Raw genomic sequence first — 23,864 nt, 5'->3', positions numbered from 1 at the left:
AAAGTTAATACATATAGAATTTAATACATATAGTTTATAGATTGAATAAAAAGAGGTTTGAAAATGACAATTAAACAATTAGTAGAAAAATTAGATTATACTTTAGTACAAGGTGATGTAGAAAGAGAAATCACAACTCTTGTGTATGATTCGCGTAAAGTTGAAGAAGGATCAGTTTTTGTATGTATTTCAGGTACAGTAAGAGATGCACACGAATTTATTCCTGATGTTATAAAAAAAGGTGCAGCTTGTGTCATTGTTGAAAAAGATGTTGAAGTAAATGATGATGTTGTTGTTATTAAGGTTGAAAATTCTAGAAAAGCATTAGCTTATATGGCGGCTGCATATTTTGGATATCCAGCAAAGGAAATTAAAACAATTGGTATTACTGGAACAAAAGGTAAGACAACAACAACATATATGGTTAAATCAATCCTTGAATCTGCAGGAATAAAGACAGGTTTGATTGGAACAATTGAAACAATTATAGGTGATAAAAAAATTCCTTCAGCTAATACTACACCAGAATCATTTGTAGTTCAAAAATACTTCAGAGAAATGGTAGATGCTGGATTAGATGCTGTTGTAATGGAGGTTTCTTCTCAAGCACTAAAATTAAGTCGTGTAGAAGGATTTACTTTTGATATTGGTGTATTTACTAATCTAGAACCAGATCATATCGGAACTAATGAACACAAGGATTTTGCAGAATACACATATTGTAAGAGCCTATTATTTAGACAGTGTAAGAAGGGTATTTTCAATGGAGATAGTGAGCACGTTGAAGAAATTCTTAAAGGCCATACATGTGATGTGTTGAAATTCGGATATAATGATTCAAATGATTTAGTTGCAAAAAATGTAGAACTTAAGAAAACTCACGGTGAATTAGGTGTTAAATATCACGTTTCAGGAGAATGTGACTTTGATGTGGAAGTAAATGTTCCTGGTTCATTTAGTGTATATAATTCTTTAACAGCTATTGCAATTTGTAATTATTTTGATATTAAACCAGGAATAATTAAGAATGCTTTAAAAAATGTAACAGTTAAAGGTAGAATAGAGATTGTACCAGTAACTAAAAGATATACATTAATGATTGATTATGCTCATAATGCTATGTCATTAGAGAGCTTATTAAAAGCTTTAAGAAAATATGAACCAAAGAGATTGGTATGTTTATTCGGATGTGGCGGAAACAGAGCTAAGGCAAGACGTTTTGAAATGGGAGAGGTTTCTTCTAAACTTGCTGATTTAACAGTTATCACATCAGATAACCCAAGAAATGAAGAACCAATGGATATTATTGCCGATATTTTAACAGGTGTAAAAAAAGCAGATGGAGAATATGTAACAATTCCTGATAGAAAAGAAGCAATTAAGTATTGTATGGAAAATGCTCTAGATGGTGACATCATTGTTTTAGCTGGTAAAGGACATGAGGATTATCAGGAAATCAAGGGTGTTAAACATCATATGGATGAAAGAGAACTTATTGCAGATATTATTAAAGAAAATCCAAATTTAGATTTATAAGATGACAAGGAGAAATATTATGTCAATTTTTAAAGGTGCTGGAGTAGCATTATTAACTCCATTTAATGAGGATAATACAATCAATTTTGAAGAATTAGGAAAAATTATTGAAGATCAAATTGCTGGTGGCACAGATGCTCTTATTGTATGTGGAACTACAGGTGAACCTGCAACAATGTCTTATGAAGAGAGACAAAGTGTTATTGAATTTGCGGTAAAAACAGTAAATAAAAGAATTCCAGTAATTGCTGGTACAGGTGCTAATTCAACTCATACTGCAATTAAATTATCTGAACAAGCTAAAGAAGTAGGTGCAGATGCAATATTAGTTGTAACTCCATTTTATAACAAATGTACACAGGCTGGTTTATATGAACATTATAAAGCAGTAGCTACAGCTGTTGATTTACCAATTATTATGTATAATGTTCCTTCAAGAACAGGATGTAATATTTTACCAGAGACAGCAATTAAATTGGCTAAAGAATTTGAAAATATTGTTGCTATCAAAGAAGCAAGTGGAGACATTTCTCAAATTGCCGATTTAGCAGCTATGAATGATGGCGTTTTAGATATTTATTCAGGAAATGATGATCAGGTTATTCCCATTTTATCATTAGGTGGAATTGGAGTGATTTCTGTATTATCCAATGTTGCTCCTAAAGATACACATGATATGGTTATGAGTTATTTAGAAGGAAATACTAAAAAAGCATTATCATTACAACTTAAATATTTGAACGTAATCCATGCTTTATTTAGCGAGGTTAATCCAATTCCTGTGAAATGGGCTGCAAATATCATGGGTTATAAAGCAGGTGGATTAAGATTGCCTTTGACAGAATTAGAAGAATCTCATAAAAAAGAATTAGAACTTGCAATGAAGAATGCATGTATTATATAATAGTCTCCTAAAGCATTGTTTTACATGTAAATTGCGTGTGTAAACATTAACATAGTTTTTACACGTATAACTTTTAGATCGATTAATATACTCCGGTTTTAAACAAGATTTGTTTGATCGGAGTATTTTGCAATTAGAGAGCTATTACATAATTAGTAAGCTAATCTGCAATTAGAGAACTAATTAAGATGTGAAATTATATTTTTTAAAATTATAAAAGTATAAAAGATTTTGAAAATAAAAAAATCAATTATATAGAAAGAGAGTTGTTATTAATGGGAAAAGAAATTTGGAAAGCTGGTAATATGCTTAATCCTGTGCCTGCAGTGATGGTAAGCGTCGCAGATAAGGAAGGAAATGCAAATATTTTGACAGTAGCTTGGGCAGGAACAATTTGTACCAATCCTCCAATGCTGTCAATTTCAGTTCGTCCCGAAAGATATTCATACCACATGATTAAAGAAACGAATGAATTTGTAGTAAATCTTACAACTAAGGATTTGGTTAAGGAAACAGATTTTTGCGGAGTTAGAAGTGGTAGAGATGTTGATAAATATAAAGAATTAGGCCTAACAAAAAGCAAAATGGAACACGTATCTGCGCCTGGTATTGCAGAAAGTCCAGTAAATATAGAATGCAAAGTTAGAAAAATTGAAGAGTTAGGAAGTCATCATATGTTTATAGCCGACGTTGTGGGCGTAGTTGTTGACGATAAGTATTTTGATGAAACTAACAGATTTCATATAAATGATACAAATTTGATAATGTATTCTCATGGTGAATACTTCGCATTGGGTGAAAAACTTGGTAAATTTGGATATAGTGTCAAAAAAAGCAAAAAAAATAAAAAACAAAAGGATAAAAAAACAAAAGAAAAATAAAGCATCAAATAATAAATGCAAAATAATTGAACTTGTAAAAGTAGATATCTTACATATTGTTAAAGAACTCTCCTTGGAGGGAACTTTAACAATAAAAGATACTCAACAATAAAAGATTTTTATTATTAAAGGATATCCAACAATAAAAGATAGTTGACAATAAAAGACATTTTAGAATACGATTATAAAAACCGATAACTATTGAATTAGATTATCCATTAAATATTCATAAATATCTGTATTCTTATTTTTCCAATTAGTACAAACTACATTTGCCTGCGCTTGAGATGATACAACCAAGGTGATATCTACTACAGCTTGATTGTTTGAATATACTTGTAAATGTGCAGCATATTTTTGATTATCTGTTTTATAGTAATTAGCACGAATAGAATTATCTTTTTTCAAATCAAATTTATTTTTCTCAAAATATTTAAGAATATCCTGCTCGACTGCTTCGGATATCTTATCTTTAAAATACCCTAATGTTTCCCGACCAAAATCATTAATCGAATATAAAGTGTTAGAATGGGTTCGGGTGCCAAAAATTAATCCAGCACTTTCCAAGTCTTGGATTATTTCCTGAACGTTAAAATAATTAGTGTAATCAGCATCCAAGAAAAAATTAGTTATTTGCGAATTAGATAAAGGAAAATCCACTTTTTCCAACATATCAAGGATGATGAGTTTGTATAATGTATTTGGTTCAGCCATAGTACCTCCAAAATTCATTTTTAAAAATTAATAAAAACTATTTTAAAAATAGTATTGAAAAGTAATACAAAATCTGATAAACTACTTCTAGAAATATAGTAACACGATTGAAAATGTAAATCAAGAGATATGGTTTCATTTATAAATGTTATTAACTCTTTTAAGAGTCAGAGTCAGTTCAGACAAATTCCCAAACATATGTATTTAGATGACACAACTAGAAAGTTTGGAATGGAGCAAATTAGGCTACAAGAATACTGGAATTTTAAATATTTGATTGTTGTTTTTAATATTTCAATTCGTGGTATTATGTAGTGATGATTTCTATTAACGTAAATTCAGTAAAAAATAAATTAAAAATAGGAGAATATGATGCGAGAAAAGTATGAAACTTTGTCACTTTCTAATTTGAAAGAGATCGCTAAAGCGAGAAAAATCAGAGGATTTTCTACATTAAAAAAAAGGGAACTAATCGATAGATTAGTTGAAGAGGATGAAAAGCAAGAAAATTTAAATCCAACTAATGAAAAAAAATCCACAACAACTTATACATCTTATGCTAATCAGGCAAATGATGTACAACAGAATTATTCTGTTGCTAAGAATTATAATCAAGAATTTAGAAACGATAATTACAAAGATAATAACTACAGAGAAAATAATGCGAAAAATGAGCGAAATGAATATCGCAAAAACACTAGAACAGTAGAAATAAGTTATTCTGATAATAGTTCTAATGGATATTCAAGAGATAATAATTATTCAAGAGATAGTGGAAATAATTATCAGAATAGATTTAATAATAATTATAATAAGTCAAATCCAGATGATAATCAGCATGATGCAAGAAGAAATAATAATGAAAGATCATCTTATAGAACAAGTAGAAATAATGAGTATGTAGATAATGGTAGAAATTATAAGAATAATCACACCAATAATGAGCTTTCGTTAATTAAAGAAGAAAATGCCGATTTAGATAGTGGATATACAGCTAATGGAATTTTAGAGGTTATGCCAGATGGTTTTGGTTTTATTCGTTCAGCAAATTATTTGCCAGGTGATGAGGATGTTTATGTCGCTCCATCACAGATTAGAAGATTTAACCTTAAAACTGGAGATATTGTATGTGGTAATACAAGAATCAAAACACAGGGCGAGAAATTCTCTGCGTTGTTGTATGTGTCAACTGTTAATGGATATCCACCATCAGCAACAATTTCTAGACCAAATTTTGAGGATCTAACACCTATTTTCCCAAATGAAAGAATTCATCTAGAAAGACCTGGCTGTTCACTTGCTATGAGAGTTGTTGATTTGATTTCTCCAATTGGTAAGGGACAAAGAGGTATGATTGTTTCGCCACCAAAAGCAGGTAAAACAACATTATTGAAGGATATTGCCAAGTCAGTTACAAAAAATAACCCAGATATGCATTTGATTATTTTATTAATTGATGAAAGACCAGAAGAAGTAACAGATATCAAAGAATCTATTGTTGGTGATAATGTAGAAGTAATCTATTCTACTTTTGACGAGTTGCCAGAACATCATAAGCGTGTTTCAGAAATGGTAATTGAAAGAGCAAAACGTTTAGTAGAACACAAACAAGATGTTATGATTTTACTTGATAGTATTACAAGATTAACAAGAGCATATAACTTAACAGTACAGCCAAGTGGTAGAACATTATCAGGTGGTTTAGATCCAGCAGCTCTTCATATGCCAAAGAAATTCTTTGGTGCAGCTAGAAAGATGAGAGAAGGCGGAAGTTTAACTGTACTTGCAACAGCACTTGTAGATACTGGAAGTAGAATGGATGATGTGGTTTTCGAAGAATTTAAAGGTACAGGTAACATGGAAATTGTACTTGATAGAAAACTTTCAGAAAAGAGAATTTTCCCAGCAATTGATATCTCTAAATCTAGTACGAGAAGAGAGGATTTATTGTTAGATAGAGATGAGTATAAGGCTGTTGAAGAAATGAGAAAAGGATTAAGAGGAATGAAAGCTGATGAATCAGCAGAGATGATTTTAAACTTATTTAGTCGAACAGATGATAACACTGAATTCGTGATGAAAGCTAAAACCATTAAATTTTAAACATAAATAGGAAACTTGAAATGTGGTATTATTGTGTTGACTTATGCAAAATATCATGTTATAATAAGTCTGCTGTTTATCGGGATGTAAGCGGACGAAAGTGTCGTTCTTCGTTATAAGTATCATATACGGATCGGGTATACGGGTGCAGAAGAATGAAGCATAGATTAACGATAAGAATATAAAAGAGGTGAAAAGCATGAGAAAAGGAATCCATCCAGATTACTATCAAGCAACTGTTACATGTAACTGTGGTAACACATTCGTAACAGGTTCTACAAAACCAGAGATTCACGTTGAGATTTGTTCAAAATGTCATCCTTTCTATACAGGCCAGCAGAAAGCTAATAAGGCTCGTGGACGTATTGAACAGTTCAACAAGAAATACGGTATGAAATAGAATTAAGCAGTTATTTTATTACAAGGTTGAGGTTGTTGAATCTCAACCTTTTTAATTGAAATTTTAGATGAGATATTCATTATTTTATATTTTTTTCATTTACATAATTTCGCTTTGTGATATAATACAATAAGTTAATAATGTATTATGAGTGGAGGATATTATGAAATTTTCAGGTGTTGGCGGACAGGCTGTTATGGAAGGCGTGATGATGCGTAATAAGGATTATTATGCTGTAGCTGTAAGAAAGCCTGATAAAGAAATAGAAGTAAAAGTATCAGAATATGAAGGAATAATAAAGAACAAACGTATTAGAAAAATCCCGGTTTTAAGAGGAATGATAGCTTTTGTGGAATCTTTGTATCTTGGGATGTCAACTCTTATGTATTCGGCTTCTTTTTTTGAGGATGAAGAAGAATCTAAAGAAAGCAATTCCAGAGAGAGTATAACTAAGAATGATAGTCTTAAAGAAAGTAACTCTCAGGGGATTATGATTGCAGGTACGGTGATAGTATCAATTTTGCTTGCAGTTGGATTGTTTTTTGTTTTGCCTTATTTTATATCAATATTTTTTGAAAAATTTATTAAGTCTAATTTTTTTGTGGTTTTCTTAGAAGGAATAACAAGACTTGTGATTTTTATTTTATATATTAGTCTTATTTCATTTACACCAGATATAAAGAGGGTATATATGTATCATGGTGCTGAGCATAAATGTATTAATTGTATTGAACATGGACATAAACTAACAGTCGAAAATGTAAGAAAAAGTTCTAAACATCATAAACGATGCGGAACAAGTTTTTTGATTTTAGTCATGATGATAAGTATTGTATTTTTTATGTTCATTCAATTTGATTCTCATATTGTTAAATTATTAGTTCGTTTGATTTGTGTTCCTCTTATAGCAGGTGTGTCTTATGAGTTTATTCAATTAGCTGGTAAAAACGATAATAAATTTATTGATTTAGTAAGCGCACCAGGTCTTTGGATGCAAAGAATAACGACAAAAGAACCAGACGATGATATGATAGAAGTTGGAATTGCTTCAGTTGAAGCAGTTTTTGATTGGAGTAAATGGCAAAAGGAACAGAGAATATATGACTTATAAAGAAGTATTAGATAATGGAACTGAGCGTTTATTAGACGTAGGAATTGTTGATGCAAAGAATGATGCTTGGTTATTACTAGAGATGGTATGCAAAATAGATAGAAATTATTATTACATGCATATGCAAGATGAGGTTTTGGCAGAGCATATTAGAGAGTATGATCTTGTAATTGGCAAGCGTGCGGAAAGGGTACCTCTTCAATATATAACTGGTGAGCAGGAATTTTATGGCTTGAATTTTAGAGTTAACAGTTCGGTACTTGTTCCAAGACAAGATACGGAAACTCTAGTTGAAGAAGTACTTAAGAGAATAGAACCTAATATGTCAATTCTTGATATGTGTACAGGTAGCGGTTGCATTTTAATAAGTGTATTGAAAAACTCGATAGGGGTATCTGGTCTAGGGATAGATATTTCTAAGAATGCAATAAATCTTGCTAAAGAGAATGCAAAGATTAATAATGTTGTTGCTGAATTTGAAACAAGTGATTTATTTGAAAATGTAAAAGACAAATATGATATAATTGTTTCAAATCCGCCATACATAAAAACTGAGGAAATACAAAATCTTATGCCTGAAGTTGCAATGTTTGAACCAATAGGGGCATTAGATGGCAAAGAAGATGGTTTGTATTTTTATAGAAAAATAGTAAGACATAGTAAAGAATTCTTAAATCACAAAGGATATCTTATTCTTGAAATAGGATATGATCAGGGAAAAAGCTTAGATCTTATGATGAATCAAGCGGATTTTAAGAATGTTCAAGTTATAAAGGATCTTGCAGGCAATGATAGAGTTGTTGTGGGACAGTTAGAGTAGATTTATTTATTTTTAATAAATTTAGATTGCAATGTGAAAGAAAGGAATACAGTGTAATTATGTTATTTGATAAGTTAGATGATACAGTAAGACATTACGAAGAGTTGATGAACACATTAAGTGAACCTGATGTGGCAAATGATACTAATCGTTTTAGAAAGCTTATGAAAGAACAAAGCGATTTAATGCCAATTGTTGACACATATAAACAATATAAAGAATGTCAGCAGAATATTGATGATTCATTAGAAATTTTAAGTGAAGAATCAGATGAAGAGATGAAAGAATTAGCTAAAGCAGAATTAAGTGAGTCTAAAGAAAATTTAGAAGTTTTAGCACAGAAATTAAAGATTTTACTTCTTCCAAAAGATCCTAACGATGATAAAAACGTTATCGTTGAAATTAGAGCAGGTGCCGGCGGAGATGAGGCAGCTTTATTTGCCGCTGAAATTTATAGAATGTATATTCATTATGCAGAGACACAGAATTGGAAAGTAGAGACACTTGAAGTAGAAGAAATCGGTATAGGTGGAATGAAGAAAGTTAACTTCATGTTAAGTGGACCAAGCGTTTATTCAAAAATGAAATATGAATCAGGTGTACATCGTGTACAGCGTGTACCAGCTACAGAATCTGCAGGTAGAATTCATACATCTACAATTACGGTTGCGGTTATGCCTGAGGCTGAAGATGTAGATATTAAAATTGATGAGAAAGATATTCGTATTGACGTAATGAGAGCGTCTGGTAACGGTGGACAGTGTGTAAATACAACTGATTCAGCTGTTCGTTTAACTCACTATCCAACAGGTATTGTTATTTATAGTCAGACTGAAAAATCTCAGATTCAAAATAAGGCTAAAGCATTTGCTTTATTAAAAACTAAATTATATGATTTAGAGTTACAAAAGAAGCAGGATGCTGAATCTGCAGAGCGTTTAAGTCAAATTGGTACAGGCGATCGTTCAGAGAAGATTCGTACATACAATTTTCCACAAGGACGTGTAACTGATCATAGAATCAACTTAACATTATATAAATTAGATAAAATTTTAAATGGTGATATTGCGGAAATTTTAGATGCATGTATCGCAGCAGATCAAGCAAAGAAACTAAGTAAAATGGGCGAGGATTAATAAAAAAGATTGTAGTGTTTTGCTACAATCTTTTTTTAAAAGTATAATAAATAGGAGAAAAATATGGCAAAAAAATTTTATGCAGTTCGAAAAGGATATAAGACAGGTGTTTTTAATACTTGGGCAGAATGCGAAAAGGCTGTAAAAGGTTTTAAAGGAGCTATGTATAAAAGCTTTTTGACATTAGATGAAGCAAAGGAGTATTTAGGAGATTCATCTTCTAAAAAAATAGATGAAAATTTGCCATTTGCATTTGTTGATGGCTCTTTTAATATTGCTACAAAGGTATACGGATATGGCGGCTTTTTGAATTACAATGGAAAACGTTATGTTTTGCAGGGAAACGGAAAAGATGAAGAAATGGCAAGTATGCGAAATGTATCTGGCGAAATATTAGGTAGTATGGCCGCAATGGAAAAAGCTATAGAGCTAGGAATAGAAGAAATCAATATTTACTATGATTATATGGGAATTGAAATGTGGGCAAAAGGCGAATGGAAAAGAAATAAAAAAGGTACAATTGCCTATTATGACTACTATAATTCAATTAAATCGGCATTAAAAGTAAATTTTGTTAAAGTAAAAGGTCATTCAGGTATTGAAGGAAACGAAGAAGCTGATAGACTAGCAAAAGAAAGCGTAGGAATTTAATGCTATTCTTATAGTACATCTTTTGTATAATCATTTATAATAAAATAAAAAATATAAAATAAAAAACGAAATAGAGAGGATTAGTTATGAGTGAGTTTAGAGTTGAATTAAAAAAGGTAGTAGATGATAGTTATGACATTTTAATAGGACATAATTTAAGAAAAAAATTGGTTGATGATGTAGCAGATGGTTTGCTTGGAAAAATCAAGAAATTTGCTATCATTACTGATACAAACGTTCTAGAAATTTATGCGGAACCAATCTATAAGATGCTAGTTGAAAAAGGTTATAAAGCTGATTTGTTTATTATTCAGGCAGGCGAAAAAAGTAAAACAAGAGAAACAAAGAGCAAAATCGAAGATGCCATGCTTGAAAAAGGATACAGAAGAGATTGTGCTGTAATAGCAGTTGGTGGAGGCGTTGTTTCTGATTTAGCTGGATTTTTAGCGGGAACTTATGGAAGAGGTATTCCATTTATTACATATGCAACAACACTTTTATCAGCAGCAGATGCTTCAATAGGTGGTAAAACTGCAGTAGATACACCTCTTGCAACTAATTTGATAGGGCTTTTTAACCAACCAAGAAAAGTATATATTGATTTAGAAGCATGGAAGACATTGCCTGAGAGACAGATGTATAGTGGTATGGCAGAAACAATTAAGCATGCTTGTTTAGCGAGCAAGGAATTATTTGTTTTTTTACAGGAAAACATGGATAAAATATATTCGAATGATGTTGAAGCGTGCGAATATATAGCCAATTATAATTGTGAAATCAAATATAATGTTGTAATGAAAGATGAAAGAGAAAGCGGTTTGCGTGAAGTGTTAAATCTAGGTCATACAGTAGGTAGAGCAATTGAAACTGTAAGTGATTATCGTTTGTTACATGGAGAAGCTGTAGCAATAGGTTTGGTTGCACAGGCATATTTAGCAAAAGAAAAGGGTTATATGACAGAAAGTGAAGTAAAAAAAGTTATTAATCTTTTAAAAAAAGCTAAACTTCCAACAGAAATTCCGGAGTATGTAGATAAAGAAGAATTGATAAATAAGCTTTATACAGATAAAAAAGTAAGAGATGGCAAATTAAGATTTGTTTTAGAAAATGGTATAGGAGATGTTGTTTGTTTTGGGGAAAATGAATATGCAACTCCAATTCATGAAGACGAAGTTAGAAATATCATTGACAAGTATTTTGAATAAATATCTTGAATAAATATTTCTAATAATAAAGCAATTATTGAGTGTGTTAGAGAGGTATAGTTGTTTTCATAGACTATAAAATGTATTATAATTATCATAGGAGATTTTTAAAGATATTGGAGGAGTAAAGTGAATAAGCAGGAAAAAAGTTATTTAGAACTATTGTCGTGTACATTTCCAACAATTGAAGCGGCATCGACAGAAATAATAAATTTGCAATCAATTTTGAATTTACCTAAAGGAACGGAACATTTTATGTCGGATATTCACGGCGAATTTGAAGCATTTTCACATGTTTTAAAAAATGGCTCAGGTGCGGTAAGAAAAAAAATAGAAGATGTATTTGGTCATTCACTAACAACGGCGGATAAATCGGCGCTTGCAACGCTTATTTATTATCCAAAAGAGAAGATGGAATTAGTCCAAAAGAAAGAAAAAGATATGGACAATTGGTATAAGATAACATTATATCGATTAATTGAAGTATGTAAGACTGTTTCATCAAAATATACAAGATCAAAAGTTAGAAAGGCTTTGCCACCGGATTATTCGTATGTAATTGAAGAATTAATAGCAGAAAAACCGGAAGTTTTGAATAAAGAGGCATATTATGAGGCCATTGTAAATACTATTGTTGAACTTGGTAATGCTGAGAATTTTATCGTTGCATTAGCGGAACTGATTCAAAGATTAGTAATTGATAGACTTCATGTTATAGGAGATATCTATGACAGAGGTTCAGGATCTCATTTGATAATGGATAGATTATGTAAATATCATTCTTTAGATATTCAATGGGGCAATCATGACGTCCTTTGGATGGGGGCAGCAATAGGTAACAAAGCATGTATTGCAAGTGCGATTAGAAACAGTATCAGATATGGTAATTTAGATATGCTTGAAGAAGGTTATGGAATCAATATGTTACCTTTAGCAACATTTGCAATGGATGTTTATAAAAAGGATCCTTGTACCCGATTTGTTTTAAAAGGTGAGGTCGTAGCGACTGAAGTTGAAACTGAATTAGTAAAAAAAATGCATAAAGCGATTGCAATAATTAAGTTTAAATTAGATGGTCAGTTAGCCAAGAAGTATCCGGAATTTGGAATGACTGAAAGAAGTATGATGGACCAGATAGATTATGAACACGGTTGGGTTACTATTGATGGAAAGAAATATCAGATGAGGGATATGCATTTTCCAACAGTTGATCCTAATGATCCAACGAAGCTTTCGCCAGAGGAAGAGGATGTAATGAATCATTTACAATCGTCTTTTATACATTGTGAAAAGCTTCAGAAACATATGAATCTTTTAATGAAAAAAGGCAATATGTATAAAACATTTAACGGAAATCTATTGTACCATGGATGTATGCCAATGAATGAAGATGGAACTTTTGCAAAGGTATGGGTTTTCGGAAAAGAGTATAAGGGAAAAGAATTATATGATGTTATAGAATCATATGTTAGAAAAGCTGTTTTTTCAGTCGATTCTGTAGAAAAGAAGCAGGCAGAAGATATTTTCTGGTTTTTATGGACTGGACCAAGGTCACCTTTGTATGGACGAGATAAAATGGCAACTTTTGAGAGGTACTTTTTAGATGATCCAGAAGTTAAAAAAGAGTATAAAAATGAATACTATCAGAGGCTAGATAAAGCTGAATTAGCGGCTACTATTTTAAAAGAATTTGGTTTGTCGCCTAAGAATGGCCACATAATTAATGGTCATGTCCCAGTTCATAGAGTGGATGGTGAAAAACCAGTAAAATGCGAAGGAAAGTTGATTATTATTGATGGTGGATTTTCAAAAACATATAGAAAAGAAACTGGAATAGCAGGTTACACTTTAATATACAATTCATATGGTTTGACGCTTGCAGCACATGATCCATTTGTTTCTAGAGAGGAAGCTGTTTCCAATGAAATTGATATTGCATCACGTCAAGAGGCAGTTCAATATACAGATCATCGAATTTTAGTTGGTGATACAGATAATGGAAAACAGATGAAATGCCGAATAAAAGAATTGAAAGCACTTATAGAAGCATATAGATTAGGTGAAATTAAGGAGAAAACCAAATAATGCCAATTGTAAATGATTTTAATTTTGAGGATAACCAAGAAGCTTTAAAGGCTAAAAAAGAAGTCGAAGGAATTAAATACGTTAAATCAAAGGGGAATTTTGAGGATGTTAATCAAGTGATAAAGATTTATTCCATGCTAATAGAAAAAGAATATTTTTCGACAGTAGTCGGAATCAGTTTTTTAGTGTCCCTTAGAAATAGAGCGTTAGAATTAGGAGCAAGTGAAGAGCAACTACCTACTATTTATATTCCTAAGAAAGAAGAAATTGAGCTAGATGATGGAAAAGCTGCTAGAAGAGAATTAGCTCAATTTAAAAGGGATATGGTTTCTAAGAAGGAATATGCGACTTTGAGTAAAAGAAAAAAATTTGTTACTTTTTTAGCGATTATTTTTGGTATTTCAATAATTGGAATGTTTGCAATAATGTTTTATACCAGGTCGACGACAACTATCGTTAATTATGAAAATGAGATTATTAACAAGTACGAGGCGTGGGAAAAAAAATTAAACAAAAAAGAAAAAGAACTAAATAAAAAAGAAAAATATTTAGAAGGCTTAGAGAAGAAGCTTAAAAAGATTCAAACTGAATCTAAAGAAAAAACAACAGAGAAAAAAACTGAAAAAACAACAAATCAAACAACGGATAAATAGGGAAAAGTCCATCTTAAAGTACTTACATATAAGTGGTGCGAAAGATGGGCTTTTTGTTCACATTTTTTTCATAGGAGTAGATTATACTAGAAACAAATTAGAGAACGTAAAAATAGAGTGAGGTAAATAAAATGGATAAACTAAAAATACTAGTAGTAGATGATGAAGCTAGAATGAGAAAATTAGTAAAGGATTTTTTGGTTAGACAAGACTATGAAGTATTAGAAGCTGGTGATGGAGAGGAAGCATTAAAAGTTTTTTATGAAAATAAGGATATTGCAGTGATAATTTTAGATATTATGATGCCTAAGATGAACGGTTGGGAGGTTTGTAAAGAAATAAGAGATTCCTCAAAGGTTCCAATTATTATGTTAACAGCTAAAGGTGATGAATCAGATGAATTGATGGGATTTAATCTAGGTGTTGACGAATATGTAACGAAACCTTTTTCACCTAAAATACTTGTCGCAAGAGTTGGCGCTATTATTCGTAGAACATCACAAAATGATACAGATGAAGTGTATGAAATGGACGGAATTAAACTAGATAAAAGTGCTCATTTATTGGAAATTGATGGAGAAGTTATTAATTTAAGCTTTAAAGAGTTTGAATTATTGTCTTATTTTATGGAAAATGCAGGAATTGCATTGTCTAGAGATAAGATTTTAGATAATGTCTGGAATTATGATTATTATGGTGATGCAAGAACAATAGATACTCATGTTAAAAAATTAAGAAATAAGATGGGTAAAAAAGGTGAACTTATTAAAACTATTTGGGGTATGGGATATAAGTTTGATGTAAAAAAATAAAACAGTATAAAAACCAAAATATTTTGAAGTAATGGAGAAATGTATGGAAGACGTGTTGAAAAAAAAGAGAGCGCCGTTAACAATTCAGCTAATTGTTACTATGGTTTCTTTGGTTGCGGGCACAATATTGTTGTGTGCTTTTATAAACAGTACTTGTTTGGAACGCTTTTATGTTTATAAAAAAGAAAATTCAATTATAGATGGATTCAAAATAATTAATAAAGCAGCAAATAATAATTATTTATCTTCAAGTAAATTTGATATAAAGTTTGAATCCATATGCGCAAATAAAAATCTTACGATTGCTATAGTAGGAAGCGATAAAACAACAATTAGATCGTCATCAACTAATGAACCATATATTTTTATGCAAATTAACGACATGATTTATGGAGATGATGATAATGCCGTTGTTTTGAAGAAAGAAAAAAATTATGTCCTACAAAAACGTTTTGACGATAGAATGAATGCTTACTTTTTGACTCTATATGGAAAACTCGGCGATGGATCAACAATTTTTATGAGAACACCTTTAGAAAGTATTAGAGAAAGTGCGCAACTTACAAATTTCTTTTTTGAATGTGTAGGTGGACTAGCAGTTATTGGAAGTGCAATAGTTATTATTTTTGTGTCGAGAAGAATATCAAGACCAATTCTTCAATTGTCAAAGATTTCTAAAGAAATAACTAATCTAAATTTTGATGCAAAATATAAAAGTTATATGCTTAGTAGTAGAGAAACTGACGAACTTGGAAATAATATGAATATTTTATCAGATACTTTGCAAGACGTTATTTCTGAGCTAAAAGAGGCAAATAATGAACTTATGCAAGACCTTGAAAAGAAAGAAAAAATTGATGAGATGAGAAAAGAATTTTTATCAAATGTCTCACACGAGTTAAAGACGCCTCTTGCATTGATTCAGGGGTATGCTGAAGGATTAAAAGAATGTATTAATGATGATCCTGAAAGTAAGGATTTTTACAGCGATGTTATTATTGATGAAGCTGGCAAAATGAATAAAATGGTTCAAAAACTGTTGACATTAAACCAATTAGAGTTTGGTAACGAAATGGTTGAAATGAAGAGATTTGAGTTAGGTGAATTAATTGACGGAGTTGTTAATGCGTCATCCTTGATGGCTTCTCAGAATGACATAAATATTAAATTTAAAATTAACAATCCGATTTATGTGTGGGGCGATGAATTTAAGGTTGAGGAGGTTATTTCTAATTTTTTAAGTAATGCAATTCATTATGCAAAAAATGAAAAACAAATTGAAATAAATGTTGAAGTAAAAGATGATATTGTAAGAACAACAGTATTTAATACGGGAGATTTGATTCCAGAAGAAGAAATTGATAAAGTTTGGATTAAATTTTACAAAGTTGATAAAGCAAGAACTAGAGAATATGGTGGCTCTGGTATTGGTTTATCAATTGTAAAAGCTATAATGGATTCCTTCCATCAAAAATGTGGAGTAGAAAACAAAAAAAATGGAGTTGCATTCTGGATGGAACTTCAAAAAGGCTAATTGCTATAAAGTTTTTAAAATGTTTATAATTTAAGAATATTCGTAAGGTTAAAAAAATAGTGGATTATTACGATAACTAAAGTAGAATTATTATGATTGTCTGTGGAGTTGTGTTATGACAACTTATGATAGTTATAATAATAAGTTAAGATGTGTTTTTTCATAAAAGTAAAGGCGGAGGAATACTATGAAAAACAAAAAAGGTATACTCTTAGCGTTACTACTTTCAAATTCGTTACTTTTAAGTGGTTGCGTAGTAACTCCACTAATTGAATTAACCGATGACGAAAATGCGTTGATTACTAATTATTCGGCTAAAGTAGTAGCAAAATATAATACTTATCAAAAAGATGGATTAAATTGTACGTTACCTGATCCGGTGCTAGAACGGTCTACAGAGGAAAAAGTTGAAGAGAAAAATACGGAAGAGAGTACAGAGGTAGATGAAGAGAAAAACACTGAGAAATCTGATACGAAGGAGAATAAAGAAAATAATCAAACGACATCAGAAAATAAAGAAGATAATTCATCGTCGACAACCTTAGCTAAATTAATGGAACATGAAAACGATTTGACGATAGAGTGTACTGGTACAACAACCGCTCAAAGTTTCAATGAAAAGGGCGTGTATTCTATTTCACCTCAGCCAGGCATGTTGTACGCAGTAGTTCATTTGAAAGTAACTAATAAGACTAGTTCGGATGTGGCAGTTAACAATTTAATGAAAACATTAGATATATCTGCAAAAATAAATGGAGAGACTTATCCTGCAATGAAGAGTTTGCTTTCAAATGATTTCTTTACATATACGGGTACAGTAACAGCTAATAGTTCTATAGATATGGTAATGCTTTTTGAAATACCTAGTGATGCGGCAGCAGGTTTAGGTGGAATTTTGTTAGAGGCGACTGTAAATGGAACAAAAAGTGCTGTCAAATTATAAAAATAGCGAGTGTGTGACGATATATAAGACATAGATATCTGAATATAGATATATTATGTTAACGTTTTTGTTATGTTGTCATTGCTCGGGGAGGAGACTAAATGGATACAAATATTCTATTAGAATCAGGAACCAATGAATTAGAATTATTAGAATTCACGTTAGGTGATAATCATTATGGAATTAACGTAGCCAAAATTAGAGAAATTTTACAATATCAGCAAATTACGCCAGTTCCAAATTCGCATCCAAGTGTAGAAGGTATTTTTATGCCTAGAGATACTATGATTACTGTTATAAGTTTGAAAAAGTGTTTGGGTTTACCTGAGACAAAAGGTGAAGGTCTTTTTATCATTACGAATTTTAACAAATTAAATGTTGCTTTTCATGTTGATCAGGTATTAGGAATCCATCGTGTATCTTGGGATGCAATAATTAAACCTGATGCTACAATAAATGCACAGGATACAAGCACATCTACCGGTGTAATCAAATTAGGAGCAAAGCTAGTCGTTATTTTGGATTTCGAGTCTATTGTATCAAGCATTAGTCCAGAGACAGGTCTTAGAGTTTCAGACGTAGATACAATGAAAGAAGAAAGAAGCCGAAGCGATTCAACTATTCTTATTGCAGAAGATTCTCCACTACTTAGTAAACTTATTACAGATTGTCTGAAGAAAGCAGGATATACAAGCCTAATTATAAACGGAAATGGTCAGGAAGCATGGGATCGTTTGAGAGCTATGAAAAAAGAAGGCGGTGTCGCCGAGAAAATTGATTGCATAGTAACGGATATTGAGATGCCTATGATGGATGGTCATAGATTGACAAAATTGGTAAAAAGTGATGATGAAATGAAAGAAATTCCATTGATTATCTTCTCTTCACTTGTTAACGATGAAATGAGAAGAAAAGGCGAGTCGTTAGGTGCAGATGCACAATTAACTAAGCCAGAGATTGGTCAGCTAGTATCAGCAATTGACGATTTAATTGATAAAGCTCATAGTTCAAGAAGAGGCTAGATGAATGTAGAAAATAATTAAGGATGTGATAAGAGTGTCACATCCTTTTTCACTAAAAGAGAGTATTTGTAGTTCTTTTGATTATATAGTATAAAACTAAAGAATAAACTGTGTGTTTAATAAACGGGCAGTAAGATTGGAGGGAGAGTGGAAAATGGAAAAACATCCAGAAGAAGATTATTTAGATGATTTGTTAAAAGCTATGGATGAAACTGTTAGTGATTCGGCTTTAAATAAAGCTGAAGCTTCTGCTCTATCTGTCAATCATTTAGATGAAAAAGTAGATCCATCTCGTGCATTTGGTAGAAAATCTGCGGACGATTTTTTAAGAGATTTCAATAAAGAATTAGAACAAACATCTAATAATGGAGTTTTTGCAAAAAATATTGAAAAAGAACTAGATGAATTTGAAAAAATAATAAATGATTCAACAAAGCGTGCGAAAAAAGAAAATAACGATAATATATTTAAAACTGATGAGGGCAAAGAGCTTAGAGAGTTATTAGGAAGAACAGATGGAACGAGCCCTATAGATGAAGACGAGGAAGAAAGCGATGATGTTGAAACTGATATAGAATCTATGGATTTGGGTAGTGACATAGATTTAGAAAATGACCTAAATCTAGAAGGCAATCTAGAATCAGATAGCAATTTAGAAAGTGACCTAGACATAGAAAGTAATCTTGATTTAGATGGTGATTTAGATTTAGATAATGACGTGGATACAGAAAACGATTTAGAACTCAAAGAAGGAGAAAAATTAAACTTAAACATAGATGAAATTCAGTTAAATGATGTTGAAGAACCAGAAAATGAGATTGATACTCTTGATTTAGATATCGAAGAAGACGAGGATGATTCATTAGAAGCAGACATACAAGAATCGTTTGACGATTTAGTTAGTCAACTTGGTAACGACGGTGAGATGGAAGAAAAAGAAGATGAAGAAAAAGAAGATGAAGTAAGAGAAGACGAAGAAAAAGAAGATGTAGAAAATGATGAAACAGAAAAATTAGAAACAGCAGAAACTACACAGACTGAGCCAGAAATAGAAAATATTACTTCTGAGAGTAAAGAAGGTGAAATAGATTTGGCAGAGAAAGAAAATGAATCAATTGAGGAATTGTTAGACGATTCTAATTTGGATTTAGGTTTAGATGATTTAGATGATTTGTTTAAAGATGATGAAGATAAAAGTTCAAGTGATGAAATAAATTTAGAGGCTGAGACTTCAAGTGAATCTTCAGGAGAACCCTCGTTAGAGGAATTGGCTGAAGGATTATCAAATCTTGAAACAGAAGATACATCTGATAGTGGAGATGATTCGGATGAATCAATTGAAGAAGGTTCAGATGAAGATAATTCAAAGGGCAAGAAAAAAGGAAAAAAGAAAAAAGATAAAGGTGCTGGTGAAAAAAAAGGTGGCTTTTTTGCAAAATTAGTGGGAATGCTATTTGGACCGGATGATGAAGATGAAGAAGGCACTGCCGGAGCAGGAGATGCAACAGCAGGTGAACTTTCAGAAGAAAATGCAGCTATTTTAGCAGAATTAGGGATGAGTGGCGCAGAAGGTGCCGATTCCAAAGGAAAAAAGAAAAAAGAAAAAAAGAAAAAAGAGAAAAAGCCTAAAGAAAAGAAAGAAAAACCAAAGAAAGAAAAGAAACCAAAGAAGGAAAAACCTAAAAAAGAAAAGAAACCAAAAGAAGTAGATAATACGCCACCATTACCAAAAGGCCCAGTAATTACAATTTGGATTATGGCATTGTCACTTTTGGCATTTATATATTTAGGAACCAATCTAATACGAAAAGATATGCTTATGAAGAATGCTAAAACTTCGTTTGAACAAAAAAAATATTCTCAGGCATATCAAGAACTATCCGGATTAGACATAAAAAAAACAGATGAAAAAATGTATGCAAAAGCAGAAATGTTTGCAAGTCTAGAAGGTAGATACAATGCGTATATGACATTTTATAAAGCACATAAATATGATATGGCCTTAGATGCTCTTGTGTGTGGTAAAGGTAGATGTGAAAATTATAGAGAATTAGCAAAACAACTAAAATGTGAAAAAGAGCTAACAGATTATGAAAACCAAATTGATGCTGCATTACAAGATTCATTTGGGGTATCGCCAGAACAGGCCAAGCAGTGGTATAATATAGGAGATTGGAATCAATATTCAATCGAAATATATAAGAAAGTAAGAGAATTAGGCTTACTTGAAAGTTAGGAGACCACTACTATGATAGCAATTATTGACTACAATGCTGGCAATTTAAAAAGTGTAGAAAAAGCCTTTGTTTCGCTGAAAGAAGAATGTGTTGTTACAAGAGATTTGAATACTATTCTTTCGGCGGACAAAGTTGTTTTGCCAGGAGTCGGAGCTTTTGGAAAAGCAATGGTACAATTAAAAAAATATGAACTCGACAAAGCAATAAAGGAAGTAGTTTCTGAAGGTAAACCATTTTTGGGAATTTGTCTTGGATTACAACTTTTATTTGAAGGAAGTGAAGAAAGTAGCGGCGTTGAGGGATTAAATATTTTGGATGGACAAATTATACGAATTCCATCAAAGGAAGGATTAAAGATTCCTCATATTGGATGGAATAGTTTAGATATCACCCCAGATGGACGTTTGTTCAAGGGACTTGATGCTAATCCTTATGTATATTTTGTCCATTCTTATTATTTGAAAGCAAAAGATGAGCAAATAGTTAAAGCTACTACAGAATATGGCGTTAATATTCATGCTTCTGTTGAAAAGGATAATGTTTTTGCATGTCAATTCCATCCAGAGAAGAGTAGTAGCGTAGGATTAAAAATTTTGGAAAATTTTTGCAACATAAAGTAAAGTTTTGAATTTAATTTTTAGAGAATTTTTTTAATAGAAATAATTAAAAATAATAAAAAAATTTCAAAGAAATAGTATCAAAACTGCAGTTAAAAAAGAAAGGGAATACTATGTTTACAAAAAGAATAATTCCATGTTTAGATGTAAAAGATGGAAGAGTAGTAAAAGGAGTTAATTTTATCAATTTAAAGGATGCAGGAGATCCAGTTGAAATTGCAAAAGTTTATGATAAAGCAGGAGCAGATGAATTAGTATTTTTAGATATAACAGCTTCATCCGATAACAGAAATACAGTGATAGATATGGTTTCTAAGGTTGCTTCAAATGTATTTATACCATTTACAGTAGGAGGAGGAATCAGAACTGTCGAGGATTTTAAGGCCTTATTGAGAGAAGGAGCTGATAAGATTTCAATAAATTCCGCTGCAATAAATAATCCTGATTTAATTGCAGAAGCCGCAGAACGTTTTGGAAGTCAGTGCGTAGTAGTGGCGATAGATGCTAGAAAACGTGAAGATAATAGCGGTTGGAATGTTTATAAAAACGGAGGTAGAGTTGATACAGGCTTAGATGCAGTTGAGTGGGCCCAAAAAGCAGATCAATTAGGAGCAGGAGAAATTTTGCTTACAAGTATGGATTGTGATGGCACCAAAAATGGATACGATATAGAACTCACAAGAACTATTGCTGAAAATGTATCAATTCCTGTAATTGCTTCTGGAGGTGCTGGAGTAAAAGAACATTTTTACGATGCACTAGAAGAAGGAAAAGCAGATGCAGTGCTTGCAGCATCACTTTTCCACTATAAGGAGTTAGAAATCAAAGATTTAAAGGAATATTTAGCAAAAAAGGGAATATCGGTTAGATTGTAGGAAGGAGATAACATATTAAGTTATACTAGAGAATGAAAGTTACAAATGATTGGCAGAATGTTTTAGAAAAAGAATACAAAAAAGATTACTATAAAGATTTATATAAATTTGTTTTGGAGGAATATCAAACACAAACTATATATCCACCAGCAGATGATATTTTTAATGCATTACATTTGACACCATTAAAAGATGTAAAAGTGTTGATTTTAGGACAAGATCCTTACCATAATGAACATCAGGCTCATGGATTGAGTTTTTCCGTTTTACCGGATCAAAAAGAAATTCCACCATCTTTGCAAAATATATATAAAGAATTAAATAGTGATTTGGGTTGTTATATTCCTAATAATGGTTTCCTTGAAAAATGGGCCAAGCAGGGAGTGTTAATGTTGAACACTGTTTTGACGGTAAGAGCACATCAGGCAAATTCGCATAGAGGACATGGATGGGAAAAATTTACTGATGCAATCATAAAAGCAGTAAATGAGAAAGAAGAGCCAGTTGTATTCTTGTTATGGGGACGACCAGCGCAAATGAAAGAAAAAATGGTAACAAATCCTAAACATTTGGTTTTAAAAGCTCCTCATCCAAGTCCTTTATCAGCATATAGAGGATTCTTTGGATGCAAACATTTTAGTCAAACAAATGATTTTTTAGAAAAAAATGGTATAAAACCGATTGATTGGCAGATTGAAAATATAAATTAATTATTATATTCAATCACTATATTTAGTCATTATATTTAATCATTATATTTAATCATAAAACACCCTCTTTTGACGATATAATATACGTAAGTGTATGCAAAATTATCAAAAGGGGGTGAATTTATGGCAATAACAACAGGATTTAATAGTCAATCTATAAGTATGCTTTTTTCACAGAATCAGAATAATAAAACCAATACCAATAGCATATCAAGCATTTACAAATTATCGAGTGATTATAGCACGATTAAATTTGGTGGCTATGGACAATTGGTCAAATCATACATAAATAAAGTTGAAGGAAGTAGTAGTTCAAGCAAGAGTAAAACTAAATATGAAGATGTTGATACTTTAGCAAGAATAAAAGAATCACTTAATATTGATAAAGATAATGCTAAGAGTACATCAGTTTCTAAAGAATCAAACAAGACAATTGTAGCAGTTGAGGAAAAAGCAGATAAGCTGATTAAAACTGCGAAAGAGCTCAATTCTGACAATAAGATTTATGATGATTCAGAAAAACTAAATAAAAAGATTAATGAATTTGTAGATAATTATAATAGTTTGCTTAAAGAAAAGGAAAATATTAAATCAACTACAATTGATAAATCATATGAAAATCTAGTTAATGCGACAAAATCTAATGAAAAATTATTAAAAGCGGTCGGAATAACAATAAATGAAGATAAAACGCTTAAGATTGATGATGAAGTTTTAAAAAATGCAGATAAGGACAAGTTAAAAGTTTTGTTTAAAGACAATGCATCATATGGTTATAGTACAAGGCTTAATGCATCTATGATTCAGATGAATGCAAAGAATGAAGCCAATAAATCAAATACATATAATTTTGATGGAGCATACACAAATAACTATAATAGTGGCTCATTATTTAATTATTTAATTTGACAATAT

General features: G+C 31.3%; 23 protein-coding genes. 22 read left to right on the top strand and 1 reads right to left on the bottom strand.

What is annotated here, in order from left to right; genetic code table 11:
• Positions 1-63 precede the first annotated feature (63 nt).
• The 3 genes from BLV79_RS04360 to BLV79_RS04350 all read left to right on the top strand — a co-directional run bounded on the left by BLV79_RS04360 (position 64) and on the right by BLV79_RS04350 (position 3,321).
• Positions 64-1,536, top strand: a complete 1,473-nt coding sequence (locus BLV79_RS04360) for a UDP-N-acetylmuramoyl-L-alanyl-D-glutamate--2,6-diaminopimelate ligase (protein WP_074716498.1) — start codon at positions 64-66, stop codon at positions 1,534-1,536.
• Between the two features lie 19 nt (positions 1,537-1,555).
• Positions 1,556-2,440, top strand: a complete 885-nt coding sequence (dapA, locus tag BLV79_RS04355) for a 4-hydroxy-tetrahydrodipicolinate synthase (protein WP_074716496.1) — start codon at positions 1,556-1,558, stop codon at positions 2,438-2,440.
• Between the two features lie 275 nt (positions 2,441-2,715).
• Positions 2,716-3,321 carry a flavin reductase family protein gene (locus BLV79_RS04350; protein WP_074716494.1) on the top strand — a complete coding sequence of 202 codons (606 nt, stop codon included), beginning with the start codon at positions 2,716-2,718 and terminating at the stop codon, positions 3,319-3,321.
• Between the two features lie 198 nt (positions 3,322-3,519).
• Here BLV79_RS04350 and BLV79_RS04345 read toward each other — a convergent pair whose 3' ends face one another.
• Positions 3,520-4,035, bottom strand: coding sequence for a DUF4364 family protein (locus tag BLV79_RS04345; protein ID WP_074716492.1), 516 nt, complete (start codon positions 4,033-4,035; stop codon positions 3,520-3,522).
• A 129-nt stretch (positions 4,036-4,164) separates the two neighbouring features.
• On the opposite strand from BLV79_RS04345, the gene BLV79_RS04340 reads away from it, so the two are divergent.
• The 19 genes from BLV79_RS04340 (at position 4,165) to BLV79_RS04250 (ending at position 23,858) form a co-directional block, all read left to right on the top strand.
• Positions 4,165-4,350, top strand: coding sequence for a hypothetical protein (locus tag BLV79_RS04340; protein ID WP_074716490.1), 186 nt, complete (start codon positions 4,165-4,167; stop codon positions 4,348-4,350).
• Between the two features lie 57 nt (positions 4,351-4,407).
• Positions 4,408-6,138, top strand: coding sequence for a transcription termination factor Rho (gene rho / locus BLV79_RS04335; protein ID WP_074716488.1), 1,731 nt, complete (start codon positions 4,408-4,410; stop codon positions 6,136-6,138).
• Positions 6,139-6,337: 199 nt separating this feature from the next.
• Positions 6,338-6,538 carry a 50S ribosomal protein L31 gene (gene rpmE / locus BLV79_RS04330; protein WP_074716486.1) on the top strand — a complete coding sequence of 67 codons (201 nt, stop codon included), beginning with the start codon at positions 6,338-6,340 and terminating at the stop codon, positions 6,536-6,538.
• 163 nt (positions 6,539-6,701) lie between these two features.
• Complete coding sequence (locus BLV79_RS04325; protein WP_074716484.1) at positions 6,702-7,649, top strand: DUF1385 domain-containing protein; 948 nt, start codon at positions 6,702-6,704, stop codon at positions 7,647-7,649.
• Entirely contained in the window at positions 7,639-8,469 is an 831-nt protein-coding gene (prmC, locus tag BLV79_RS04320; protein WP_074716482.1) for a peptide chain release factor N(5)-glutamine methyltransferase, read from the top strand. Before BLV79_RS04325 ends, prmC begins: the two co-directional genes overlap by 11 nt.
• Positions 8,470-8,528: 59 nt before the next feature.
• Positions 8,529-9,605 (top strand): peptide chain release factor 1, encoded by a 1,077-nt coding sequence (gene prfA, locus BLV79_RS04315; protein WP_074716480.1) that lies wholly within the window; start codon positions 8,529-8,531, stop codon positions 9,603-9,605.
• A 63-nt stretch (positions 9,606-9,668) separates the two neighbouring features.
• Positions 9,669-10,256, top strand: a complete 588-nt coding sequence (locus BLV79_RS04310; protein WP_074716478.1) for a ribonuclease H1 domain-containing protein — start codon at positions 9,669-9,671, stop codon at positions 10,254-10,256.
• An 86-nt stretch (positions 10,257-10,342) separates the two neighbouring features.
• Positions 10,343-11,461 carry a 3-dehydroquinate synthase gene (gene aroB / locus BLV79_RS04305; RefSeq protein WP_074716476.1) on the top strand — a complete coding sequence of 373 codons (1,119 nt, stop codon included), beginning with the start codon at positions 10,343-10,345 and terminating at the stop codon, positions 11,459-11,461.
• 129 nt (positions 11,462-11,590) lie between these two features.
• The gene (locus BLV79_RS04300; RefSeq protein WP_074716474.1) at positions 11,591-13,546 is read left to right on the top strand and encodes a fructose-1,6-bisphosphatase; all 1,956 of its coding nucleotides are present in this window, start codon (positions 11,591-11,593) and stop codon (positions 13,544-13,546) included.
• Positions 13,546-14,199 (top strand): hypothetical protein, encoded by a 654-nt coding sequence (locus BLV79_RS04295; RefSeq protein WP_074716472.1) that lies wholly within the window; start codon positions 13,546-13,548, stop codon positions 14,197-14,199. The genes BLV79_RS04300 and BLV79_RS04295 overlap by 1 nt, the downstream gene beginning before the upstream one ends.
• Positions 14,200-14,330: 131 nt before the next feature.
• Positions 14,331-15,011, top strand: coding sequence for a response regulator transcription factor (locus tag BLV79_RS04290; protein WP_074716470.1), 681 nt, complete (start codon positions 14,331-14,333; stop codon positions 15,009-15,011).
• A 43-nt stretch (positions 15,012-15,054) separates the two neighbouring features.
• Entirely contained in the window at positions 15,055-16,545 is a 1,491-nt protein-coding gene (locus BLV79_RS04285) for a HAMP domain-containing sensor histidine kinase (RefSeq protein ID WP_074716468.1), read from the top strand.
• A gap of 187 nt (positions 16,546-16,732) precedes the next feature.
• Positions 16,733-17,488 carry a DUF4352 domain-containing protein gene (locus BLV79_RS04280; protein WP_074716466.1) on the top strand — a complete coding sequence of 252 codons (756 nt, stop codon included), beginning with the start codon at positions 16,733-16,735 and terminating at the stop codon, positions 17,486-17,488.
• 101 nt (positions 17,489-17,589) lie between these two features.
• A complete protein-coding gene (locus BLV79_RS04275; protein ID WP_074716465.1) occupies positions 17,590-18,510 on the top strand; it encodes a chemotaxis protein in 921 nt (306 codons plus the stop codon).
• A gap of 154 nt (positions 18,511-18,664) precedes the next feature.
• The gene (locus BLV79_RS04270; protein WP_074716463.1) at positions 18,665-20,746 is read left to right on the top strand and encodes a hypothetical protein; all 2,082 of its coding nucleotides are present in this window, start codon (positions 18,665-18,667) and stop codon (positions 20,744-20,746) included.
• Positions 20,747-20,758: 12 nt separating this feature from the next.
• The gene (gene hisH / locus BLV79_RS04265; RefSeq protein WP_074716461.1) at positions 20,759-21,367 is read left to right on the top strand and encodes an imidazole glycerol phosphate synthase subunit HisH; all 609 of its coding nucleotides are present in this window, start codon (positions 20,759-20,761) and stop codon (positions 21,365-21,367) included.
• Between the two features lie 110 nt (positions 21,368-21,477).
• A complete protein-coding gene (hisF, locus tag BLV79_RS04260; protein WP_074716459.1) occupies positions 21,478-22,239 on the top strand; it encodes an imidazole glycerol phosphate synthase subunit HisF in 762 nt (253 codons plus the stop codon).
• Between the two features lie 32 nt (positions 22,240-22,271).
• Positions 22,272-22,949, top strand: a complete 678-nt coding sequence (ung, locus tag BLV79_RS04255; RefSeq protein ID WP_074716457.1) for a uracil-DNA glycosylase — start codon at positions 22,272-22,274, stop codon at positions 22,947-22,949.
• 123 nt (positions 22,950-23,072) lie between these two features.
• On the top strand, positions 23,073-23,858 hold the full coding sequence (locus BLV79_RS04250) for a hypothetical protein (RefSeq protein ID WP_074716455.1): 786 nt from the start codon (positions 23,073-23,075) through the stop codon (positions 23,856-23,858).
• The last annotated feature ends 6 nt before the right edge of the window (positions 23,859-23,864 follow it).

The organism is Lachnobacterium bovis DSM 14045 (genome assembly GCF_900107245.1).
In the GTDB taxonomy this organism is placed as follows: Bacteria; Bacillota; Clostridia; order Lachnospirales; family Lachnospiraceae; genus Roseburia; species Roseburia bovis.
Note: the sequence above shows the minus strand (reverse complement) of the source record. Positions and strands in the feature narration are given on the sequence as shown.